This window comes from Collinsella sp. AF14-35, from assembly GCF_003464565.1.
In the GTDB taxonomy this organism is placed as follows: Bacteria; Actinomycetota; Coriobacteriia; order Coriobacteriales; family Coriobacteriaceae; genus Collinsella.
This window is the reverse complement of record NZ_QRZD01000026.1, coordinates 13101-29516: the sequence shown is the minus strand read 5'-3', so window position 1 is coordinate 29516 and position 16416 is coordinate 13101. Positions and strand designations below refer to the sequence as shown.

At 64.5% G+C, this 16416-nt stretch carries 17 protein-coding genes and 1 tRNA gene; 3 read left to right on the top strand and 15 right to left on the bottom strand.

All coding sequences use genetic code 11. The features are described from left to right. From DWW12_RS09880 to DWW12_RS08255, 3 genes are all read left to right on the top strand, one after another. On the top strand, positions 1–354 hold a 354-nt coding region (locus DWW12_RS09880; protein WP_158564432.1), incomplete at its 5' end, for a hypothetical protein. Positions 355–398: 44 nt separating this feature from the next. Further along, positions 399–1061 carry a response regulator transcription factor gene (locus DWW12_RS08260; RefSeq protein ID WP_117855697.1) on the top strand — a complete coding sequence of 221 codons (663 nt, stop codon included), beginning with the start codon at positions 399–401 and terminating at the stop codon, positions 1059–1061. Between the two features lie 26 nt (positions 1062–1087). Then, positions 1088–2485 carry a sensor histidine kinase KdpD gene (locus DWW12_RS08255; protein ID WP_117855696.1) on the top strand — a complete coding sequence of 466 codons (1398 nt, stop codon included), beginning with the start codon at positions 1088–1090 and terminating at the stop codon, positions 2483–2485. A 607-nt stretch (positions 2486–3092) separates the two neighbouring features. Here the strand turns inward: DWW12_RS08255 and DWW12_RS08250 are convergent. The 15 genes from DWW12_RS08250 to scpB form a co-directional block, all read right to left on the bottom strand. Then, positions 3093–3169, bottom strand: a tRNA-Pro gene (locus tag DWW12_RS08250). Between the two features lie 80 nt (positions 3170–3249). Beyond that, positions 3250–4464, bottom strand: coding sequence for a bifunctional phosphopantothenoylcysteine decarboxylase/phosphopantothenate--cysteine ligase CoaBC (gene coaBC, locus DWW12_RS08245; protein WP_233544277.1), 1215 nt, complete (start codon positions 4462–4464; stop codon positions 3250–3252). A gap of 3 nt (positions 4465–4467) precedes the next feature. Continuing rightward, on the bottom strand, positions 4468–5187 hold the full coding sequence (locus DWW12_RS08240; RefSeq protein WP_117855695.1) for a zinc ribbon domain-containing protein: 720 nt from the start codon (positions 5185–5187) through the stop codon (positions 4468–4470). After that, complete coding sequence (locus tag DWW12_RS08235) at positions 5184–5993, bottom strand: Nif3-like dinuclear metal center hexameric protein (protein WP_117855694.1); 810 nt, start codon at positions 5991–5993, stop codon at positions 5184–5186. The genes DWW12_RS08240 and DWW12_RS08235 overlap by 4 nt, the downstream gene beginning before the upstream one ends. Then, positions 5990–7168 carry a cysteine desulfurase family protein gene (locus DWW12_RS08230; protein WP_117855693.1) on the bottom strand — a complete coding sequence of 393 codons (1179 nt, stop codon included), beginning with the start codon at positions 7166–7168 and terminating at the stop codon, positions 5990–5992. The genes DWW12_RS08235 and DWW12_RS08230 overlap by 4 nt, the downstream gene beginning before the upstream one ends. Before the next feature lie 6 nt (positions 7169–7174). Continuing rightward, a complete protein-coding gene (gene rpe / locus DWW12_RS08225) occupies positions 7175–7846 on the bottom strand; it encodes a ribulose-phosphate 3-epimerase (protein WP_117855692.1) in 672 nt (223 codons plus the stop codon). Positions 7847–7864: 18 nt separating this feature from the next. Beyond that, positions 7865–8872, bottom strand: a complete 1008-nt coding sequence (locus DWW12_RS08220; RefSeq protein ID WP_117855691.1) for an NAD(P)H-dependent glycerol-3-phosphate dehydrogenase — start codon at positions 8870–8872, stop codon at positions 7865–7867. 9 nt (positions 8873–8881) lie between these two features. After that, positions 8882–9565 carry a glycerol-3-phosphate 1-O-acyltransferase PlsY gene (gene plsY / locus DWW12_RS08215; RefSeq protein WP_117855690.1) on the bottom strand — a complete coding sequence of 228 codons (684 nt, stop codon included), beginning with the start codon at positions 9563–9565 and terminating at the stop codon, positions 8882–8884. Then, complete coding sequence (gene der, locus DWW12_RS08210) at positions 9558–10892, bottom strand: ribosome biogenesis GTPase Der (RefSeq protein WP_117855689.1); 1335 nt, start codon at positions 10890–10892, stop codon at positions 9558–9560. The genes plsY and der overlap by 8 nt, the downstream gene beginning before the upstream one ends. Positions 10893–10902: 10 nt before the next feature. Next, positions 10903–12345, bottom strand: a complete 1443-nt coding sequence (locus tag DWW12_RS08205; protein WP_117855688.1) for a DUF512 domain-containing protein — start codon at positions 12343–12345, stop codon at positions 10903–10905. A 2-nt stretch (positions 12346–12347) separates the two neighbouring features. Then, a complete protein-coding gene (locus DWW12_RS08200) occupies positions 12348–13247 on the bottom strand; it encodes a 4-hydroxy-3-methylbut-2-enyl diphosphate reductase (RefSeq protein ID WP_233544276.1) in 900 nt (299 codons plus the stop codon). A 2-nt stretch (positions 13248–13249) separates the two neighbouring features. Then, positions 13250–13978, bottom strand: a complete 729-nt coding sequence (locus tag DWW12_RS08195; protein ID WP_117855687.1) for a lysophospholipid acyltransferase family protein — start codon at positions 13976–13978, stop codon at positions 13250–13252. Positions 13979–13981: 3 nt separating this feature from the next. Beyond that, a complete protein-coding gene (gene cmk / locus DWW12_RS08190) occupies positions 13982–14668 on the bottom strand; it encodes a (d)CMP kinase (protein ID WP_117855686.1) in 687 nt (228 codons plus the stop codon). A 66-nt stretch (positions 14669–14734) separates the two neighbouring features. Then, the gene (locus DWW12_RS08185) at positions 14735–15700 is read right to left on the bottom strand and encodes a pseudouridine synthase (RefSeq protein ID WP_199570762.1); all 966 of its coding nucleotides are present in this window, start codon (positions 15698–15700) and stop codon (positions 14735–14737) included. Next, the gene (scpB, locus tag DWW12_RS08180) at positions 15687–16406 is read right to left on the bottom strand and encodes an SMC-Scp complex subunit ScpB (RefSeq protein ID WP_117855685.1); all 720 of its coding nucleotides are present in this window, start codon (positions 16404–16406) and stop codon (positions 15687–15689) included. The genes DWW12_RS08185 and scpB overlap by 14 nt, the downstream gene beginning before the upstream one ends. Between the last annotated feature and the right edge of the window lie 10 nt (positions 16407–16416).

Sequence of the window (16416 nt, the reverse complement as noted above, 5' to 3'; positions counted from 1 at the left end):
CTCGTCCTGGGCGGGAGCGCCCTGCTCGACGCCGGCTGGGGGCCGGCGCTGCGCTCGGTCGCCGACCGCGTGCTGCCCAACCCGGAGGTCACCATGTGGGCGCCCGCGCCCGAGCCCGGCAGCCACGCGAGCTCCTACGCCGACGCCACCGGGGCGGGGGCGAACTACGTCTACCTGGTGGACGCGGCGGACGACAGAGGCAATGTCCGAGAGCTCCAGCTCATCTTCTTCGGGCGGGAGTCGGACGGCGAGGGCTGGCTCGAGATCGAGGCGCGCGGCGGCTCGGGCGTGCGCTACCGCGCGTGCGACGCGGCCGAGCCGCCCGCGGCTGCGCGCAGGGCTCTGGACCGCTGAGTGCGGCGCTAGTACAATTCCGACGAGAGTTTCAGGAGGTCAACATGGCGAGGATACTGGCAGTGGATGATGAACGGGCGATCCTCGACGCGCTCGCGCGCGTCCTCGGCCGCGACGGCCATGAGGTCGTCAGGGCGGCGGACCCGACGGCGGTCCCGGGGATGGACCTCTCGCGCTTCGACCTCGTGCTCTGCGACGTCATGATGCCGGGGCTCGACGGCTTCGAGCTCGTGCGGCAGATCCGCCCGGACTTCGACGGCCCCATCGTCTTCCTGACCGCGCGCGTGGCCGAGGAGGACGCCGTGGCCGCCTACGGCCTGGGCGCCGACGACTACGTCCGCAAGCCCTTCGGGGCCGCGGAGCTGCGCGCCAAGGTCGCGGCCCATCTACGCCGTGAGCGCCGGCCGCGCTCGCACGCCCTCTCCTTCGGGGAGGTGCGGATCGACCTCGGGGCGCGCGGCCTCGCCGTGGGCGACAAGGCCGTGCTGCTCACGCCCACCGAGTACGCCATCTGCGAGTACCTCGCCCGCCACCCCGGGCAGGTCATGAGCCGCGCGCAGATACGCGAGGCGGTACTCGGCTGGGAGAGCGACGCCGACGACGCGGCCATATCCATGCAGGTCAGCCGCGCCCGGAGGAAACTCTCCGAGGCCGGCGCCGATCCGATCGCGACCGTCTGGGGGATGGGGTACAAGTGGCAGCTCTGAGGATCGGGGCGCGAGGTCGCGGCGGCATGCCGCTTTCCTTCGTCATCGCGCGCTACTTCGCCTACGCGTTCGCGGCGGTTGCCACGGCGTGGCTCGCCTCGTTCATGGTGCTCTTCGCGGCGGTCAACGCGGGCTTCGTCTACGCGGCAAGCTGGGGGCCGGCCAATGCGCGCGAGGTCGCGGAGGGCCTGGCACGCGACGGCGTCTGCGGGCAGCAGGACGTGCCGACGGCGTACCGCTACCTCATTCTGAACAAGGACGGATACGTGCTGATGACAGACCTCGAGAGCACGCGGCTCGAGGACGCGACGGAAATGGCCCGTACGGCACTCGCCGCGGATCCGGGCACAGTGGAGATCGAGGGCGGGGGTTCGGGCCTCACCTACGCCGCGTTCCCGCTCAAGGGCGGCGGGGCCTGCGCACTCGTCAGCGAGTACCTGCCGCAGTGGGTCTCGCGCGACCTCGTCGGCCTGCTTCCCAACCCGCAGAACCTCATGCTCGTCGGCGCTGCGGCGGGAAGCGCGCTCGCGCTCGCGCTCGTGGCGCGACGCGCGAGCCGCGTGATCTCGCGCAAGATGGCGCCGCTCGCGGAGGCGGCGGGGCGCGTCGGCGCGGGGGAGCTCGACTTCGCGGTCGGCAGCACCAACGTGCGCGAGGTGAACGACGTCCTCGCCGCGATGGACGCCATGCGGGCCTCCCTCGCCGAGTCGCTCGAGGCCCGCTGGGCCGCGGAGCGGGGGCAGCGCGAGCAGATGGCGTCGCTCGCCCACGACCTCAAGACGCCGCTCACCGTGCTGCGCGCCAACGCCGACTTCGTGGCGGAGGAGCTGGAAGATAAGAATGACGCCGACCTCTCGGCCGCCGCGCGCGACATAGCCGACGGTGTCGAAAGGCTCGACGGCTACGTGCGCCTGCTCATCGAGGCCTCGCGCGGGTCCGGCGGGGCGGAGAGGACCCCCATGCGGCCGGCCGAGCTCTGCGAGCAGGTTCTCGTCGAGGCCGCCCAGGTCGCCCGGGCGCGAGGCGTAGCGCTCGACGCGGCCACGGGCCCCACTGTCGCGGGCGCGCCCGAGGCCCCGCTCGACCGAACCACCCTGGCGCGAGCCGCCGCGAACCTCGTGGCCAACGCCGCCGAGCACGCACGCTCGCGCGTGGCTGTCTCCTGCGACGTCGCGGGCGGGTACCTCGTCATCGAGGTCGCCGACGACGGACCGGGCTTTTCTCCCGCCGCCCTCGAACGCGGCTGCGAGCGCCTCTTCACAGACGACTCCTCCCGCTCCTCGCGCGACGGAGACCGCCACTACGGGCTCGGCCTCCACGTCGCCTCCGAGGCCGCGAGCGCCCACGGGGGCTCCGTCTCGCTCGCCAACAGCCCCTCGGGCGGCGCGGTGGCCACCATCGCGGTCCCCCTGTGCGGGATCTGACGACTTCCTCGATGTCTACCTCGACTGCGATATGTCGCTCGTCGCGGCCGCGACGAGATGGTGTTGCGTCTGCCCCGCTTGGTGCTTCTAGCTCAAATTTGATCTGATGTAAGGCTCGTGCAATCCTGCATGGGCCGTTCTTTTGGCAATTGCTCGACCGATTCGTGGCTTGAAACACAAATTATCGAGTTAAGGAGACATGGGGTCACACAGCGGCTCTCAGAGCGCCCGCCGCACTCCCCCGCCATTACCCTGCGGCGTCCTCGTAAAGAGCCCATCCTGCTTGGCGTTTCGTTGCAACAGCCCACTTGTCCACCGATCAAGCGAACTGCTGGAATAAATACAGCGACACGCTTGTCCGTTTCAGTCGCTATATCTGTGTTAATCGCCGCGATAAATACAGCCCGTACTCGGCTGCATACCAGCTATGCGTATGTAGATTCATATCGCGTTAATAAATCGGCTCAAGCGTGTGCAAAACGCGCAAGTAGCCGCAAAAGGCGATTATCGCGCAGGTAGATTTCTGGCACCCTGTTGCTTACTGAAGATTAAGCAATTGCTTAATAACAAAAAAGGTCAGGCACTAGGTGCCTGACCTGCAAACTTCTGGTCGGGACGACTGGATTCGAACCAGCGACCCCTTGACCCCCAGTCAAGTGCGCTACCAAGCTGCGCCACGTCCCGAAGCTTTTGTTTGTTGCTGTGCTCTCGCTCGCAACAGGGAGTATATTAACCCGAAACTTTGTCGTTGCGCAAGAACTATTTTAAATATTTTGAAGCAAGTCCAAAATTATATCTGCGAGCTGGGATTTTGTTAGCACAGGAAGTTCTTGCGTACCCGCTGTGCTCACGATCCAAGCCTTGTTGGTATCGGTTCCAAAGCCCGAATCGGCGCGCGAGACATCGTTGGCGATGATCGCATCGCAGCCCTTGCGGGCCAATTTACGCTCAGCGTACTCCACGACGTTATCGGTCTCGGCTGCAAATCCGATCACACGGCGCTCGCCCTTCTGGCGCGAAAGCTCGGCCAAGATATCAACCGTCTCGACCAGTTCTATGCGATCGAGGCGTTCGTTTGCCTTTTTGAGCTTATGGTCTGCAGGGGATACGGGTGTGTAGTCGGCGACAGCCGCTGCGCAAATGGCAGCATCGGCCGTCTGAAAGGCGCCCAGTGCCGCCTGCAGCATCTCTGCGGCGGTCTGCACGCGCACGCACTCCACGCTGCGGGGGACATCGAGCGATGTCGGTCCCAGCACGAGCGTGACCGCAGCACCGCGGTGAGCGGCCTCCCCCGCCAGGGCGATGCCCATCTTGCCCGACGAACGGTTACCAATGAAGCGCACAGGGTCGATCGGTTCGTGCGTGGGGCCGGCGGTGATCACGATGTGCTTGCCCGCAAGGTCCTGGGGCGCGGGGTCGAGCACCTCGCAGATAGCTTCGACAATGTCCTCGGGCTCGCTCATGCGTCCCGTGTCCACGTCGCCGCAGGCAAGGTAGCCGCTGCCGGGCCCCACCACGTGAACGCCGCGCTCGCGCAGCGTGGCCATATTGGCCTGCGTCGCCGGCGCCTTCCACATGCCGTTGTTCATGGCCGGCGCGATCACAATGGGTCGCGGCGTAGCGAGCAGCGTGGTGGAGATGAGGTCATCGGCAATACCGTTGGACATCTTAGCGATGATATTGGCCGTCGCGGGCGCTACGACCACCAGATCGGGCTCCTGCGCCAGCGAAATGTGGTGGATGGGGTCGGAGGGGTCGTCGAATAGGCCCACCGCGACCGGTTCATTGGTGAGCGCGCGGAAGGTAAGCGGCCCCACAAACTCCGTGGCATGCTCGCTCATAACAACCTTGACGCGTGCGCCGCACTTTTGCAGCAGGCGCACGATATTGCACGACTTATAGGCGGCGATCCCGCCGGTAATGCCCAGCAGGATCGTTTTTCCCTCAAGTTGCATTGAATTGTTGGATGCCGCCGTCATCATTTAAGCTTCCTTGCTGGGAAGCACCAGCAAGCGGTGGCAATACGGGCAGTGCGTAATCTCGTTACCGTCGTGGTTGAGATCGCTCATGGACGAAGCCTGCAGCGCGGTGTGGCAGACCGTGGGGATGTTGCCCTTGATGGTCTCGACGGCCAGGCCACGGAACTGCTTGAGCAGGCGCTCGTAGTCGGCGAGCACATCGGCAGGCAGCGTAGCGGCAAGGGCGAAGCGCTCCTTGGTGGCGGCGTCAATCTGAGCCTGGAGGTCGGCGGCCTTGGCACGGGTGGCCTTGGTATCGGCCTTCACGCCCTTCTCGAACTTGGCGATGATGGCCTGCGCACGAGTCTCGCGGTCGCGCGCCTCCTTATGGGCGGCAACGACATCCTTGCGGGTGTGCTCGATCTTGTCCAGACGCTTTGCCAGGGTGGCGAGCTCGTTCTCCAGGTCCTGCACCTCGCGGTAATCAGAACCGTCGACGTGACGCTTCTTGGCAGCCTCGATGGCGCTATTGGTCTGAATCTCGGTGGTGTTGAGATCGTCGAGCTCAATGTCCAGATCCTTGCGCTGGGCGTAGAGCTTGGTCATCTCGGACTTAAGCTTCACATAGGTCTTGCGCTTGGAAGCGAGCTCCTTGAGCTCCGGCATATTGGCAAGTTCGCTCTTGTTGCGCGCGAGCTCCAAATCGATCTGTTGCAGCTTGAGTAGCGTAGCGCCGGCGCTCATAAGTTCTCTCCTTTTGTCACAGTCCACCATTGGCAAGGGTTCAGTATTTTAATCGCATGACGGGGGTCGACCCCGGCGTCAACTGCAGAGTTCATCAATATATCAACGAACGGCTCTTCGGAGCGGTCGTGCCCGAGAAGGATCACGCCCAGGCCACGTAAGGCAAGGTCCTGCACCACGTGGTAGCCGGCTTCTCCAGTCACAATTACATCTGCGCCTGCGGCGATGGCAAGCTCTCCAAAATCGCCGAGGGAGCCGCCCAGAATGGCGACGGTGCGGCACGGGCGCCCGCCATCGCCCCATACGCGCGGGTCGCTGCCATAGGCCGTGGCAGCACGTATGGCAAGATCGCGCAGGTTGCAGACATCGTGGATGGTCGCGAGTGCGCCCAGACCAGTGAGCTCAGGCTCGTCCACATGCTCCAGCGAGCTCATGGGCTCTGCGCCCAGCAACTCGCTCAGGCGAACGCGCGCTTCGTGCGAGCGGTCCAGGTTGGTGTGAAGCGAGATGATGCTCACGCCGCAACGAGCCGTCTCGTACAGCGCGGCGCTGCACTGGGGACGCGCAGGATCGGCCGGACAAAAGGCCTCGGGCGCCTTGATATAGATGGGATGATGCGTCAGCAGCACGTTGGCGCCGGACTCCAGGGCGCGGTGCACGTTGGCCTCGGTCGCGTCGAGTGCGCAGGCGAGGCCGTGAATCTCGTCGTCGGGGTTGCCAACGGATAAGCCTACGTGGTCCCAGCCCTCGGCGTCCGCCCTGGGGTAGCGCGCCAGCAGCGCACGTTCAAGCTCGGCGACGATCATGCGGCGCCTACGATCGAAAGCAGCGTCTGGGCGAACTCATCCAGGTCGGCAGGGTTCACGCGGTCATCAAACGAGATACGCAGTGCACCCAGCGCCTGCTCGCGACCAATGCCCATGGCGCTGAGCACGTGGCTCGGGTCCATGCTGCCGCTCGAGCAAGCCGATCCGGCCGAAACCTCAAAGCCGGCGGCATCGAGCTTGATGATGAGCTCTTCGGAGTCCATGCCGTCAACGTAGATCGAAACCATACCTGGCAGACGATCGGCCTGCGCGTAGTCGCCCATCGTGGCGTGAATGCGAGGATGGACCGTAAGCGTGGCGTAGAGCTTGTCGGACAAGGCCTGCAGTTCCGCGCGCTCCTGGGCCACGTGGGGCGCCAGCGTGCAGGCGGCAGCGGCAAAAGCCAGCTGCGTGCGCAGATCCTGCGTACCGGCGCGACGGCCAGCTTCCTGTCCACCGCCAAAGATGCGCGGACGCAGCGGCGTGCGGCTCTTAAGGTAGAGCGCGCCGGATGCCACAGGGCCGCCGATCTTGTGCGCGGCAACGGTCATGGCATCGACGCCCAGCTCGGTGACATCGAGCGGAATATGCAAGTAGCCCTGGATGGCATCGGTATGAAACAAGGCTCCGGCAGCATGTGCGGCAGCGGCCAGCTCGCGGATTGGCTGCACCACGCCGGTCTCGTTGTTGGCGACCATAATGCTCACGAGCGCAACATCGTCGCCTAGCAGCTCGACAAGAGCGGCAGGCTCAATGTAGCCCGCGCGGCAGGGCTGCACCATGTCGACGGTAAAGCCGGCGGCACGCAGGAGCGGCAGGTTGTCCAAAATCGAATCGTGCTCGATGGCCGAAACGATGACACGGTCGTGCTTGCGATCGCGCTGACGAGCGCCCTCGGCAAGACCGAGCAGCGCCAGCTGGTTGGCCTCGGTGCCGCCGTTGGTAAGGATAATCTCGGACGGGCGAACGCGTGCGCCAAAGCTACGGGCGATCTCGCGACGGGCGACTTCCAGGCGTGCAGCGGCCCTGCGGCCAAGCGAGTGCAGTGAGTTGGGGTTGACGCCGGCAAGCTCGCTGTCGTCATATTCGCGCTGCGCAAGGCGCGCCTCGGCGCGCATGGGCGTCGAGGCGGCATAGTCAAGATTCACGGGTATGCGGTTTTGACCTGCGGTCATAAGGGTTTATGCCTCCTGTGCGGCCTCGTTGCCCAGTTTCTGCAGCAGCGCAACCTCGGCGGCGGGATCTTCGGACTTAAATACGGCAGAACCGGCCACGAGCACGTTGGCGCCAGCCTTGACGACCTCGGCGATGTTTTTGGAAGAGATGCCGCCATCGACCTCGATCAGAGGCGACACGCCGTGGCGCTCGCACATGGCCGTAAGCTCGTGCAGTTTGGCAATAGTACCAGGGATAAAGCTCTGCCCGCCAAAGCCAGGGTTCACGCTCATCAGCAGCACCATGTCGACAACGTCGATGATGCTTTCGAGCACGCAGACGGGGGTGGCGGGGTTGAGCACCACGCCGGCCTTGACGCCGCGCTGCTGCAGATGCGTGAGCGTGCGGTGCAGGTGTGTGGAGGCCTCGTAGTGCACGGTGATCATATCGGCACCGGCGTCGGCGTACCAATCAACCGTCTCGTCGGGGTTCGACACCATCAGGTGCGCGTCGACCGGCACGTCGGTGGAGCGCTTGACGGCCTTGAGGATGTCAACGCCAAAAGTCAGGTTGCCGGTAAAGTGACCGTCCATGACGTCGAAGTGCACGTAGTCGGCGCCGGCAATCTTGTCGAGCTCGCCCTTGAGGTTGGCCATGTCGGCCGAAAGGACGGAAGGAGCGATTTTGATGGAACCCATGGTAGATGCCTTTCTGCGCTAGTCGGTGAGTCCGTAGAACTCATGCGATGGGACGCGGTCGGTGAGAATCTCGAGCGCCCTATCCAAAGTAACACCGTTGTAGAGCGTTTGCTCCACGGCAAAGGTGAGCGGAATGTCAACGCCCAGTGAACGGGCGAGCTCGCTGACGCTGCGGGCCGCGACGGCACCCTCGACCACCATATGCGTGCGGGCCTGGTACTCGTCGAGCGACACGCCGTGAGCAAACTCGTAGCCAAAGGTGCGGTTGCGCGAATGCTCCGAGGTGCAGGTGGCGATGAGGTCACCCATGCCGGCAAGTCCCATACAGGTCATGGCCTGGCCGCCGCGGGCATGCACCAGGCGACTGATCTCGGCCAAGCCGCGCGTCATGATAAGGGCGAGCGTATTGTCGCCCACGCCCGAGCCGGCGGAGATGCCGCACACGATGGCGATGACGTTTTTCATGGCGCCGCAGACCTCAACACCGGTCATGTCCTGCGACAGATAGATTCGGAAGGCCGTGGAAAGCAACAGCTCCTTAAAGGTCTTCCCCACCTGTGTGTCTTCACTGGCGATGACGGCGGCCGAAAATCCGCCACGGCAGATCTCCTCGGCATGGTTGGGGCCCGAGAGTGCTGCCACGCGCGACTCGTTGCCGATTTCGCTGGCAATGACCTCGCTCATGAGCAGGCCGGACTCGGGCTCAATACCCTTGGTAAGACAGAGCGTCGGGGTGTCGGCGGCGATAAAGGGTGCCGCCTGGTGGCAGACGTCGCGCAGGTGCGTCGAAGGCGCGGCAAAGATGATGACCTCGGCGCCGTCGAGCGCCTGGGCCAGGTCCGTCGTGGCGACAACGTTTTCCGGCAGCACGTAGTCCACCAGATAGCGGGGGTTACGATGCTCGCCGTTAATGCCGGCGGCCGTCTGCTCGCTATGGGCCCACATGGTCACACGCTCGGCTCGCGCGGCGGCAAGGCCGGCGACGGCGGTTCCCCAGGAGCCGGAGCCAATCAGCGCAACATTCATGACTCTCTCCTACTTATCGTCGGGCTCGGTGACGCGCTTGGTAAACGAGAGTTTGGACTCCTTACCCGTCATGAGCTTTTTGATGTTCGCACGATGGGCCCACACCACGGTGATGCCGATCATCGCCATGCAAAACTTGAGGCCCAGGCTGCTGTACGGAAAGACCGCGCAGACGGCGATGGGAAGACCGATGGCGGCGGCAAGTGAGCCCACCGACACGTACTTGGTGATGGCGACGGCCACAATAAACATGCCCAGCAGCGACAGACCAATGGGCCAGTACCAGGCAAGAATCACGCCCAGGCCCACAGCGATACCCTTACCGCCGTGGAAGTTAAGGTAGGGCGAGAAGATGTGTCCCCACACGGCAGCCAGGCAGATGACGCCGAGCATCCAGTCGCCGGCGGCACCGGGAGCCATGATGCTCACAGGGAAGCCATAGCCCACGCTCGCGATGAGCGGACGCGCGATAAGGACGCAGATGGCGCCCTTCAGGCAGTCGAGCAGCAACGTGAGCGCTGCCACCTTGGGGCCGGCCACGCGCAGGGCGTTGGTGGTGCCGATGTTGCCGGAGCCCGCTTTGCGAATATCGGTGTGGTTGAACACGCGGCCCAGGATCAGGCCAAACGGAATCGCTCCGATAAAGAACGATACCACGGCGCAGATGGCGGTCAGCAGAATCGGATTAAGCATCCTTTTGCTCCTTCTTCCTAAAGAAGAGTCGGATGGGCGTACCGGCGAAGTTGAAGGTCGAGCGCATGCGGTTCTCCACGTAACGCTGGTAGGTGTCATTGACCAGGTCGCTGTGGTTGACGAAGAACGTAAACGTCGGCGGGTTGACGCCCGTCTGGGTCACGTAGTGCATGCGCAGGCGGCGCTTGCCGTCCACCACGGTGTGGCCAAACTCGCGCAGGTCGGTGAGGAACGTGTTGAGGCGCGAGGTGGCGATCTTTTGCGAACGCGTCTTCTCGGCGGCGTCGACCATGGCCCAGATCTTCTCGACGCTGCGACCGGTGAGGGCAGAGATGCGCAGGTACTGGGCCCAGGGAGCCATGACACCCAGACGGCGGTCGACGGTCTCCATGCAGGCCTCGCGCTTGCGGTCATCGTCGAGCAGATCCCACTTGTTGAGCAGCACCACGATGGCACAGCCGCGCTCGATGGCAAGACCCATGACCTTCTGGTCCTGCTCGGTGACGCCCACGGAGGCATCGACGACGAGCAGCGCCACGTCGGCGCGGTCGATGGCGCGCAGGCCGCGGACCATGGAGTAGTACTCGATGTTCTCGTACACGGTGCTCTTTTTGCGAATGCCCGCGGTATCGACCATGCGGTAGTGCTTGCCGTCGCGCTCGACGACGGTATCGATGGCGTCGCGCGTGGTGCCGGCGATGTTAGACACGATGGAGCGATCGGCGCCCAGGATGCGGTTGAACAGTGAAGACTTGCCGGCGTTGGGTCGACCGATGATGGCGACGTTGAGCGTGTCGGGGAACTCGTCGGCGACCTCGTCCTCCTCCTCGGGGAGCAGAGCCACGATGTCGTCGAGCAAGTCGCCCGTGCCATGGCCGTGCAGGGCCGAGAGCGGCGTGGGCTCACCGATGCCGAGCGAATAGAACTCCCAGATGTTGTCGTTCTCGCGATCGGGATTGTCGAGCTTGTTCACCAGCAGAAAGACCGGCTTGTCGGAGCGCTTGAGCATGCGGGCGACCGACTCGTCCTCCTCGGTGACGCCGGTGCGGCCGTCGACCACAAACAGGATGACGGCGGCTTCCTCGGCGGCGGCTAGTGCCTGGTCGCGGATGGACGTGGCAAAGACGTCATCGCTCTTGAGCGGCTCGATGCCGCCCGTGTCGACGATGGTGAACTCGCGGCCGTTCCAATCGGCCGTGTGGTATGAGCGGTCGCGCGTGACGCCGCGGGACTCGTGGACGATGGCGTCCGAGGTCTGGGCCAGGCGGTTAACGAGCGTGGACTTGCCCACGTTGGGGCGTCCGACGACGGCGACGATAGGTTTCATCTGCTCTCCTTTAATGGGTAGGGTCAGCGGAATTAGTAGAGTCGGCAGGCACAATGCCAAGGATGTGCTCCAGGGTATCGAGCAGCTCATGCGGCATGGTCGATACCACATGAACCTCGGCGCCGCGACTGGTAAGGCTTGCGAGTAAATCGTCACGATGATACTCGTCAAGTGTCATGCCGTCAGCGTTGAACATGAGCTTAGGCACAAAGAGCATAACCCCCGATAGGTCTTGCGACAGCTGCTCCAGGATGTCGCTCGCGACGATGAGGCCGGTCACGTCCACGTTGCCGCCAAAGTAGCGGTTTTTGATGGCCGTGACGGTGCCGGCGAGGCCGTGCGGCGATTCCACAAAGCGCGCGACCGTATCGCGCGCGCTGGCGCCCGAGAGGCACAGCAGGTGCTGGCCGCGGGCTGTGATGGCTTCGCGGACGCGGGCCAGACGCTCGGCGTCGGCGGCGAGCACGTTGTCGGTCTCATCCAGATACGAGCGGATCATGCCGATGCCGTCGTAGTACTGCGGGTAGCCGTCGTAAAAGTCCGCCTCGGGAGGCTCGATGCCGGCGTCCAGATAGAACTCGTCGCTCATCTGGAAGGTGTGGCGGCCAAAGCGCTCGAAGGCACGGTCCTGGAAGGGCCGGATCATGGCAATGGTTTCGCGCGCCAGTTCGGGCTTATCGCTGTAGGACCAGCTAAAGCGGTTTTGGTGCTTGGTAAAACCGAGCGGCACAATGCCCAGGCTGGTGATCTGCTCATGCTCCTCGCAATAGCGCAGGGTCTTTTCCAGCTCCTCGCCGTCGTTCATGCCGGGGCACAGCACGATCTGCGCGTGAATCTCGATGCCAGCTGCCATGATGGCCTCGAGCACGTCCATGCCGCGTTGGGCGTTGCGGCCCATCATGCGGCGGCGAACGTCGGGGCTCACGGCGTGGACCGACACGTTCATCGGACTCATGTTGCGATCGATAACGTTTTGCACGTCCTCGTCGGAAAGGTTGGTCAGCGTGACAAAGTTACCTTGTAAAAAGCTCAGGCGATAGTCGTCGTCACGAATGTAGAGCGTGGGGCGGCCGCCCTTGGGCAGCATGGTCATAAAGCAGAACACACAGGCGTTGACACAGGTACGCATGCCGTCAAAGATGGGGCCGTCGAACACAAGGCCCCAATCCTCACCCGGGAAGCGGTCGAGCTCGACGGGGGTGACGGTGTTGTCGCGCGGGTCGAAAACCTCCAACTCGACGGTGTCGTCATCTGCCTCCCAGAGCCACACGATCATGTCGGTGAGCTGCTCGCCGTTGACCGTGAGCACGCGCATGCCCGGCTCGATACCCACATCCCATGCGGGCGATTCGGGACGCACGTTCTTAACGAGCGCACCCTCACCCGGCTCGGGGTCGCGGCTGCGCCCGTAATCGGCCACCTCGGCGGCGTATGCGGGTACGGTCTGGTCCATGATTAGCGGCAAAGCTCCTTGATGCGCGCAACGGCGCGTTCGATGTGTTCTTGCGGGGTGGAGGCTCCGGCGGTGATGCCGATGTGGCGCGCGCTGGCAAACCATGCGGCCTCAAGCTCGGAAGCTTCCTCGATGTGATGCGTGTGCTCGCAGGCATCGGCACAAATCTGCGCCAGGCGGCGCGTGTTGCCCGAATTTTTGCCGCCCACGACGACCATGCAATCACAGCGGTTGGCGAGGGTTGCTGCCGCCTGCTGGCGCTCGCTCGTGGCGGCGCAGATGGTGTTGATCACGCGCAGCTCCTGCACGCGCGGGGCGATGGAGGCCACAACCTCGGCCAGGTTCTGCGCGGTTTGGGTGGTCTGCACAACCAGGCCCACCTTGCCCTTGAGCGGCAGCGCGTCCGCATCGGCGGCACAGCTCACGACTCGAGCGTCATCGCCGGCGTGGCCCAGAATGCCCTCGACCTCGGGGTGGCCCGGCTCGCCCACGACGATTACGCGGTAGCCCTCGCGCACCAGGCGCTCGGCCGCCACATGAACCTTCTTCACGTAGGGGCAGGTGGCATCGACCACGTTGAGGCCACGCTCACGAGCGGCCTCGATCACCTGCGGCACCACGCCGTGGGCGCGGATGATCACGGTGCCCGACACGACGTCGTCCAAGGTGTCTGCCAGACCAACGCTCGCCTCGGCAAGCTCGCGCACCACAATGGGGTTATGAATGAGCGGGCCCAGGGTGTGGACCTGAGTGTTCTCCCCTGGCTGCGGTGCGGCGGCCAGCGCCATGTCGAGCGCGCGCTGCACGCCGTAGCAGGTGCCAGCGTGGGCAGCGATTTCGATCGTGGGGACGTCTGCCTTGCCGGGCACAGCCTCGACGGTGTTCATGATTTTATCGCCCATGGCTAGAACCTACCCGGGTGCTCGGCGCACAGCTCGTCGCGCATGGCGTAGACACGGCTCATAGCCTCGGACTCAAACCAAGACAGGCGCTCCTTGCGCTTGAGCTCGGTCGGAGCGTCGGTTAGCGAGACGGCCTTGCCGGCGCGGATCCAGCACTTCCTGGGGCGCATGAGCTTTTTGCCCTTAGGCGTGATGTCGGACCAGCCACAAATGGCGAGGGGGTTGACGGGCGCCTTGCCCATCTGGGCGATAAGCGCAAAGCCGCCATGGACCTCAGGCTTAATCTCGCGCGAGCGGATGCGCGTGCCCTCGGGGAAGATCAGGACGTCTTCACCGCGTTGCAGTGCATGCTGGGCGGCGCGCAGGCACTTCATGTCGGCGGTGCCGCGCTCGACGGGAATACCGCCCACGCGGCTAAAGGCCCAGCGCACGATCTTGCTCTTGGCAAACTCGGACTTAAAGATGGGGCGGATGCGGCGGCCGCCAAAGAACAGCGCCGTCTCCACGGCCAAGAGTTCGGCCATCGAGGTGTGGTTGCAGATGACTACGCTGCCGCGGCCGTCCTGGCGCTCAAACAGCAGGTCGGCGTCCTCGACCTTCCAGCGCCACATGAGCTTGGAGAAGACCCACAGGATGCCCATGACTACGGCGACAGTGCCGCGGATGAGCGCCGGGAACTCGGCGTAGGGGGCGTTGTAATAATCCTCGGGCGTCTGCTTAAACAGGCGCATGGGCTACCTCCTTTGGTTGATGAGGTCCTCGATAATGCGTACGACCTCGTCGATGGTGTGGGCGGTGGAGTCGACGTGCACGGCGTCCTCGGCGGGAACGAGCGGTGCGACCTCACGGCTGCTGTCGAGCTTGTCGCGCTGTTTGAGGGCATCGAGGGTCTCGTCGACCTCGACCTCGAGCTGTGGGGCGGTAAGCGGCTGGGCGTCGTTTTGGTGGCGCTGCAGCACGCGGCGGCGGGCACGCTCACGCGGGTCGGCGGTCAGGAATACCTTGACCTGCGCGTTGGGGAATACAACGGTGCCGATGTCGCGGCCCTCGGCCACGATATCGCGGTCCTCGGCGGCGCGGCGCTGATGGATGAGCATGGCGGCGCGTACACCCGGGTAGGCCGAGACCTTGGAGACGTTGGCGTCCACCTGCGGGGTGCGGATGGCAGCCGATGCGTCCTGTCCGTCGATGGTCAGGCGCGTGTCCTCGCCGGTGCCGTTGGTAAAGCGGATCTCGATCTGCTTGGCGAGGGCGTCGATGGCCGCCTCGTCGTCCAGGTCGATGCCGCGGTCGAGTGCGGCGAAGGTGACGGCGCGATACATGGCGCCCGTGTCGAGCTTGTTAAAGCCCAGCTGGCGGGCGATCTCCTTGGCGATGGTGGACTTGCCAGAACCGGCGGGGCCGTCGATGGCGACGATCATGCAATGCTTCCTTTCGGTGGTTGACGTGCTGGTATGATGCGGGGATGCTGCTTGCTGGCGGACTGACTAGCCCGTGTAGCGCTCGCGATAGGTATTGCGCTTGGGCGCGGAGCCGTGGCTGCCGTGGTGACGTGTGTGGCTTGCGGTGTTGGTCGCCGGCGCGGCAGCGCGCTTGGAGCTGGCCTGATTGGGCGGGATGCCGCCGGCCTTGAGGATTTGCACCTCGCGGTCGGTGAGTTCGCGCCACGAGCCCTTGGCCACATCCTTGAGCTCCAGGCCGGCAAAGTTGCAGCGGTGCAGGCGGATCACCGGATGGTGGATCTTGCTCAGCATGCGCTTGACCTGGTTCTTGCGTCCCTCGCGGATGATGACCTCCACGGCGGTGGTGCCGGGCTTGACGCCTTGCGGTGCCACGGTCTCTGCCTCGCGCGCGCTAATAACGCGGCAGATCGCCGGCTGGCACAGGCCGTCGTCGAGCTCGATGCCGCGACGGAGTGGTTCCAAGTCGCGATCGGTCAGGTGGCCGTCCACGAGCGCCTGATAGGTCTTGTAGACGTGCTTGCTGGGGTGCAGCAGATCCTGCGACAGGTCGCCGTCAGTGGTAAAGAGCAACAGGCCCGTGGTGTCGCGGTCCAGACGACCCACCGGGAAGAGCCCCGGAAAGCGGTCGCGCGGGACCAGGTCGGCCACGCAAGGGCGTTCTTGCGGATCGCTCATGGTGGTGAGGTAGCCGGTCGGCTTGTAGAGCATCAGGTACACGGCGCCCTGGTTGAGCTTGACGGGCATGCCGTCGACCTCGATGTGGTCGCGGTCGACGTCGACCTTAGTGCCCAGTTCGGTCGCGACCACGCCGTTAACAGTCACGCGGCCGGCGGTCATCAGGTCCTCCGACCCGCGGCGGCTCGCAACGCCCGCACGCGCCAAAAAGCGCTGCAGGCGCATGGTGTGCGGGTAGACGGGCTGGGAGTCGGTCGCGGGCGCGCCCATGACGCCGGCGATGTGCGTCTCCCCTGCTTCGTTAGTCCTCGTCATGCATATCCTCCGAGCTGTCACCGCTGATCAGGATCTCTTCATCTGCGTCGTCCTCAACATCGGTATCAATCAGTTCGCGCTCTTCGTCCAAGTCCTCGGCCTGCTCCTCGAGCGTGGACTGAATGCTGCGGCCGCTCAGGCGCTCGCGGATAAACTGACGCGACTGCTCATCGGGGGCAAACTGCTCCAGGTCGGGCAGGTCGCGGGTGGAGCGCAGGCCGAACTTTTCCAAGAAGGCGTTGGTCGTGCCGTAGATGATGGCCTGACCGCGCTCGGGGTCGCGGCCAAGCTCTCGCACCAGGCCCTTATCCACGAGCGATGCGATGACGCCGTCGGAGTTGACGCCGCGAATGCCTTTGACCACCTCGCGCGTGACGGGCTGGTGGTAGGCTATGACGGCGAGTGTCTCGAGCGCCGCCTGCGACAGTTTTTGCGTGTCCCAACTCAGCACATAGGCCTCGACCACATCGTGGTAGGCGGGGTGTGTGAACAGGCGCCAGCCGCCAGCGACCTCGCGCAGCTGAAAGCCGCGATTGGCCTCCTCGTACTCAACTTTGAGCTCGGCTAAAAGCGACGCGCACTCGCCCGGGGCGATATCCAGCGCACCTGCCAGCGCAGGTGCGCTTACGGGGTCGCTCGACACCAGCAGCAGCGCCTCGAGGGCGCCTTTGAGGCTGTTTGCCTCTAGCGTGGAAAGGGTTGACATGGTTGCCGCT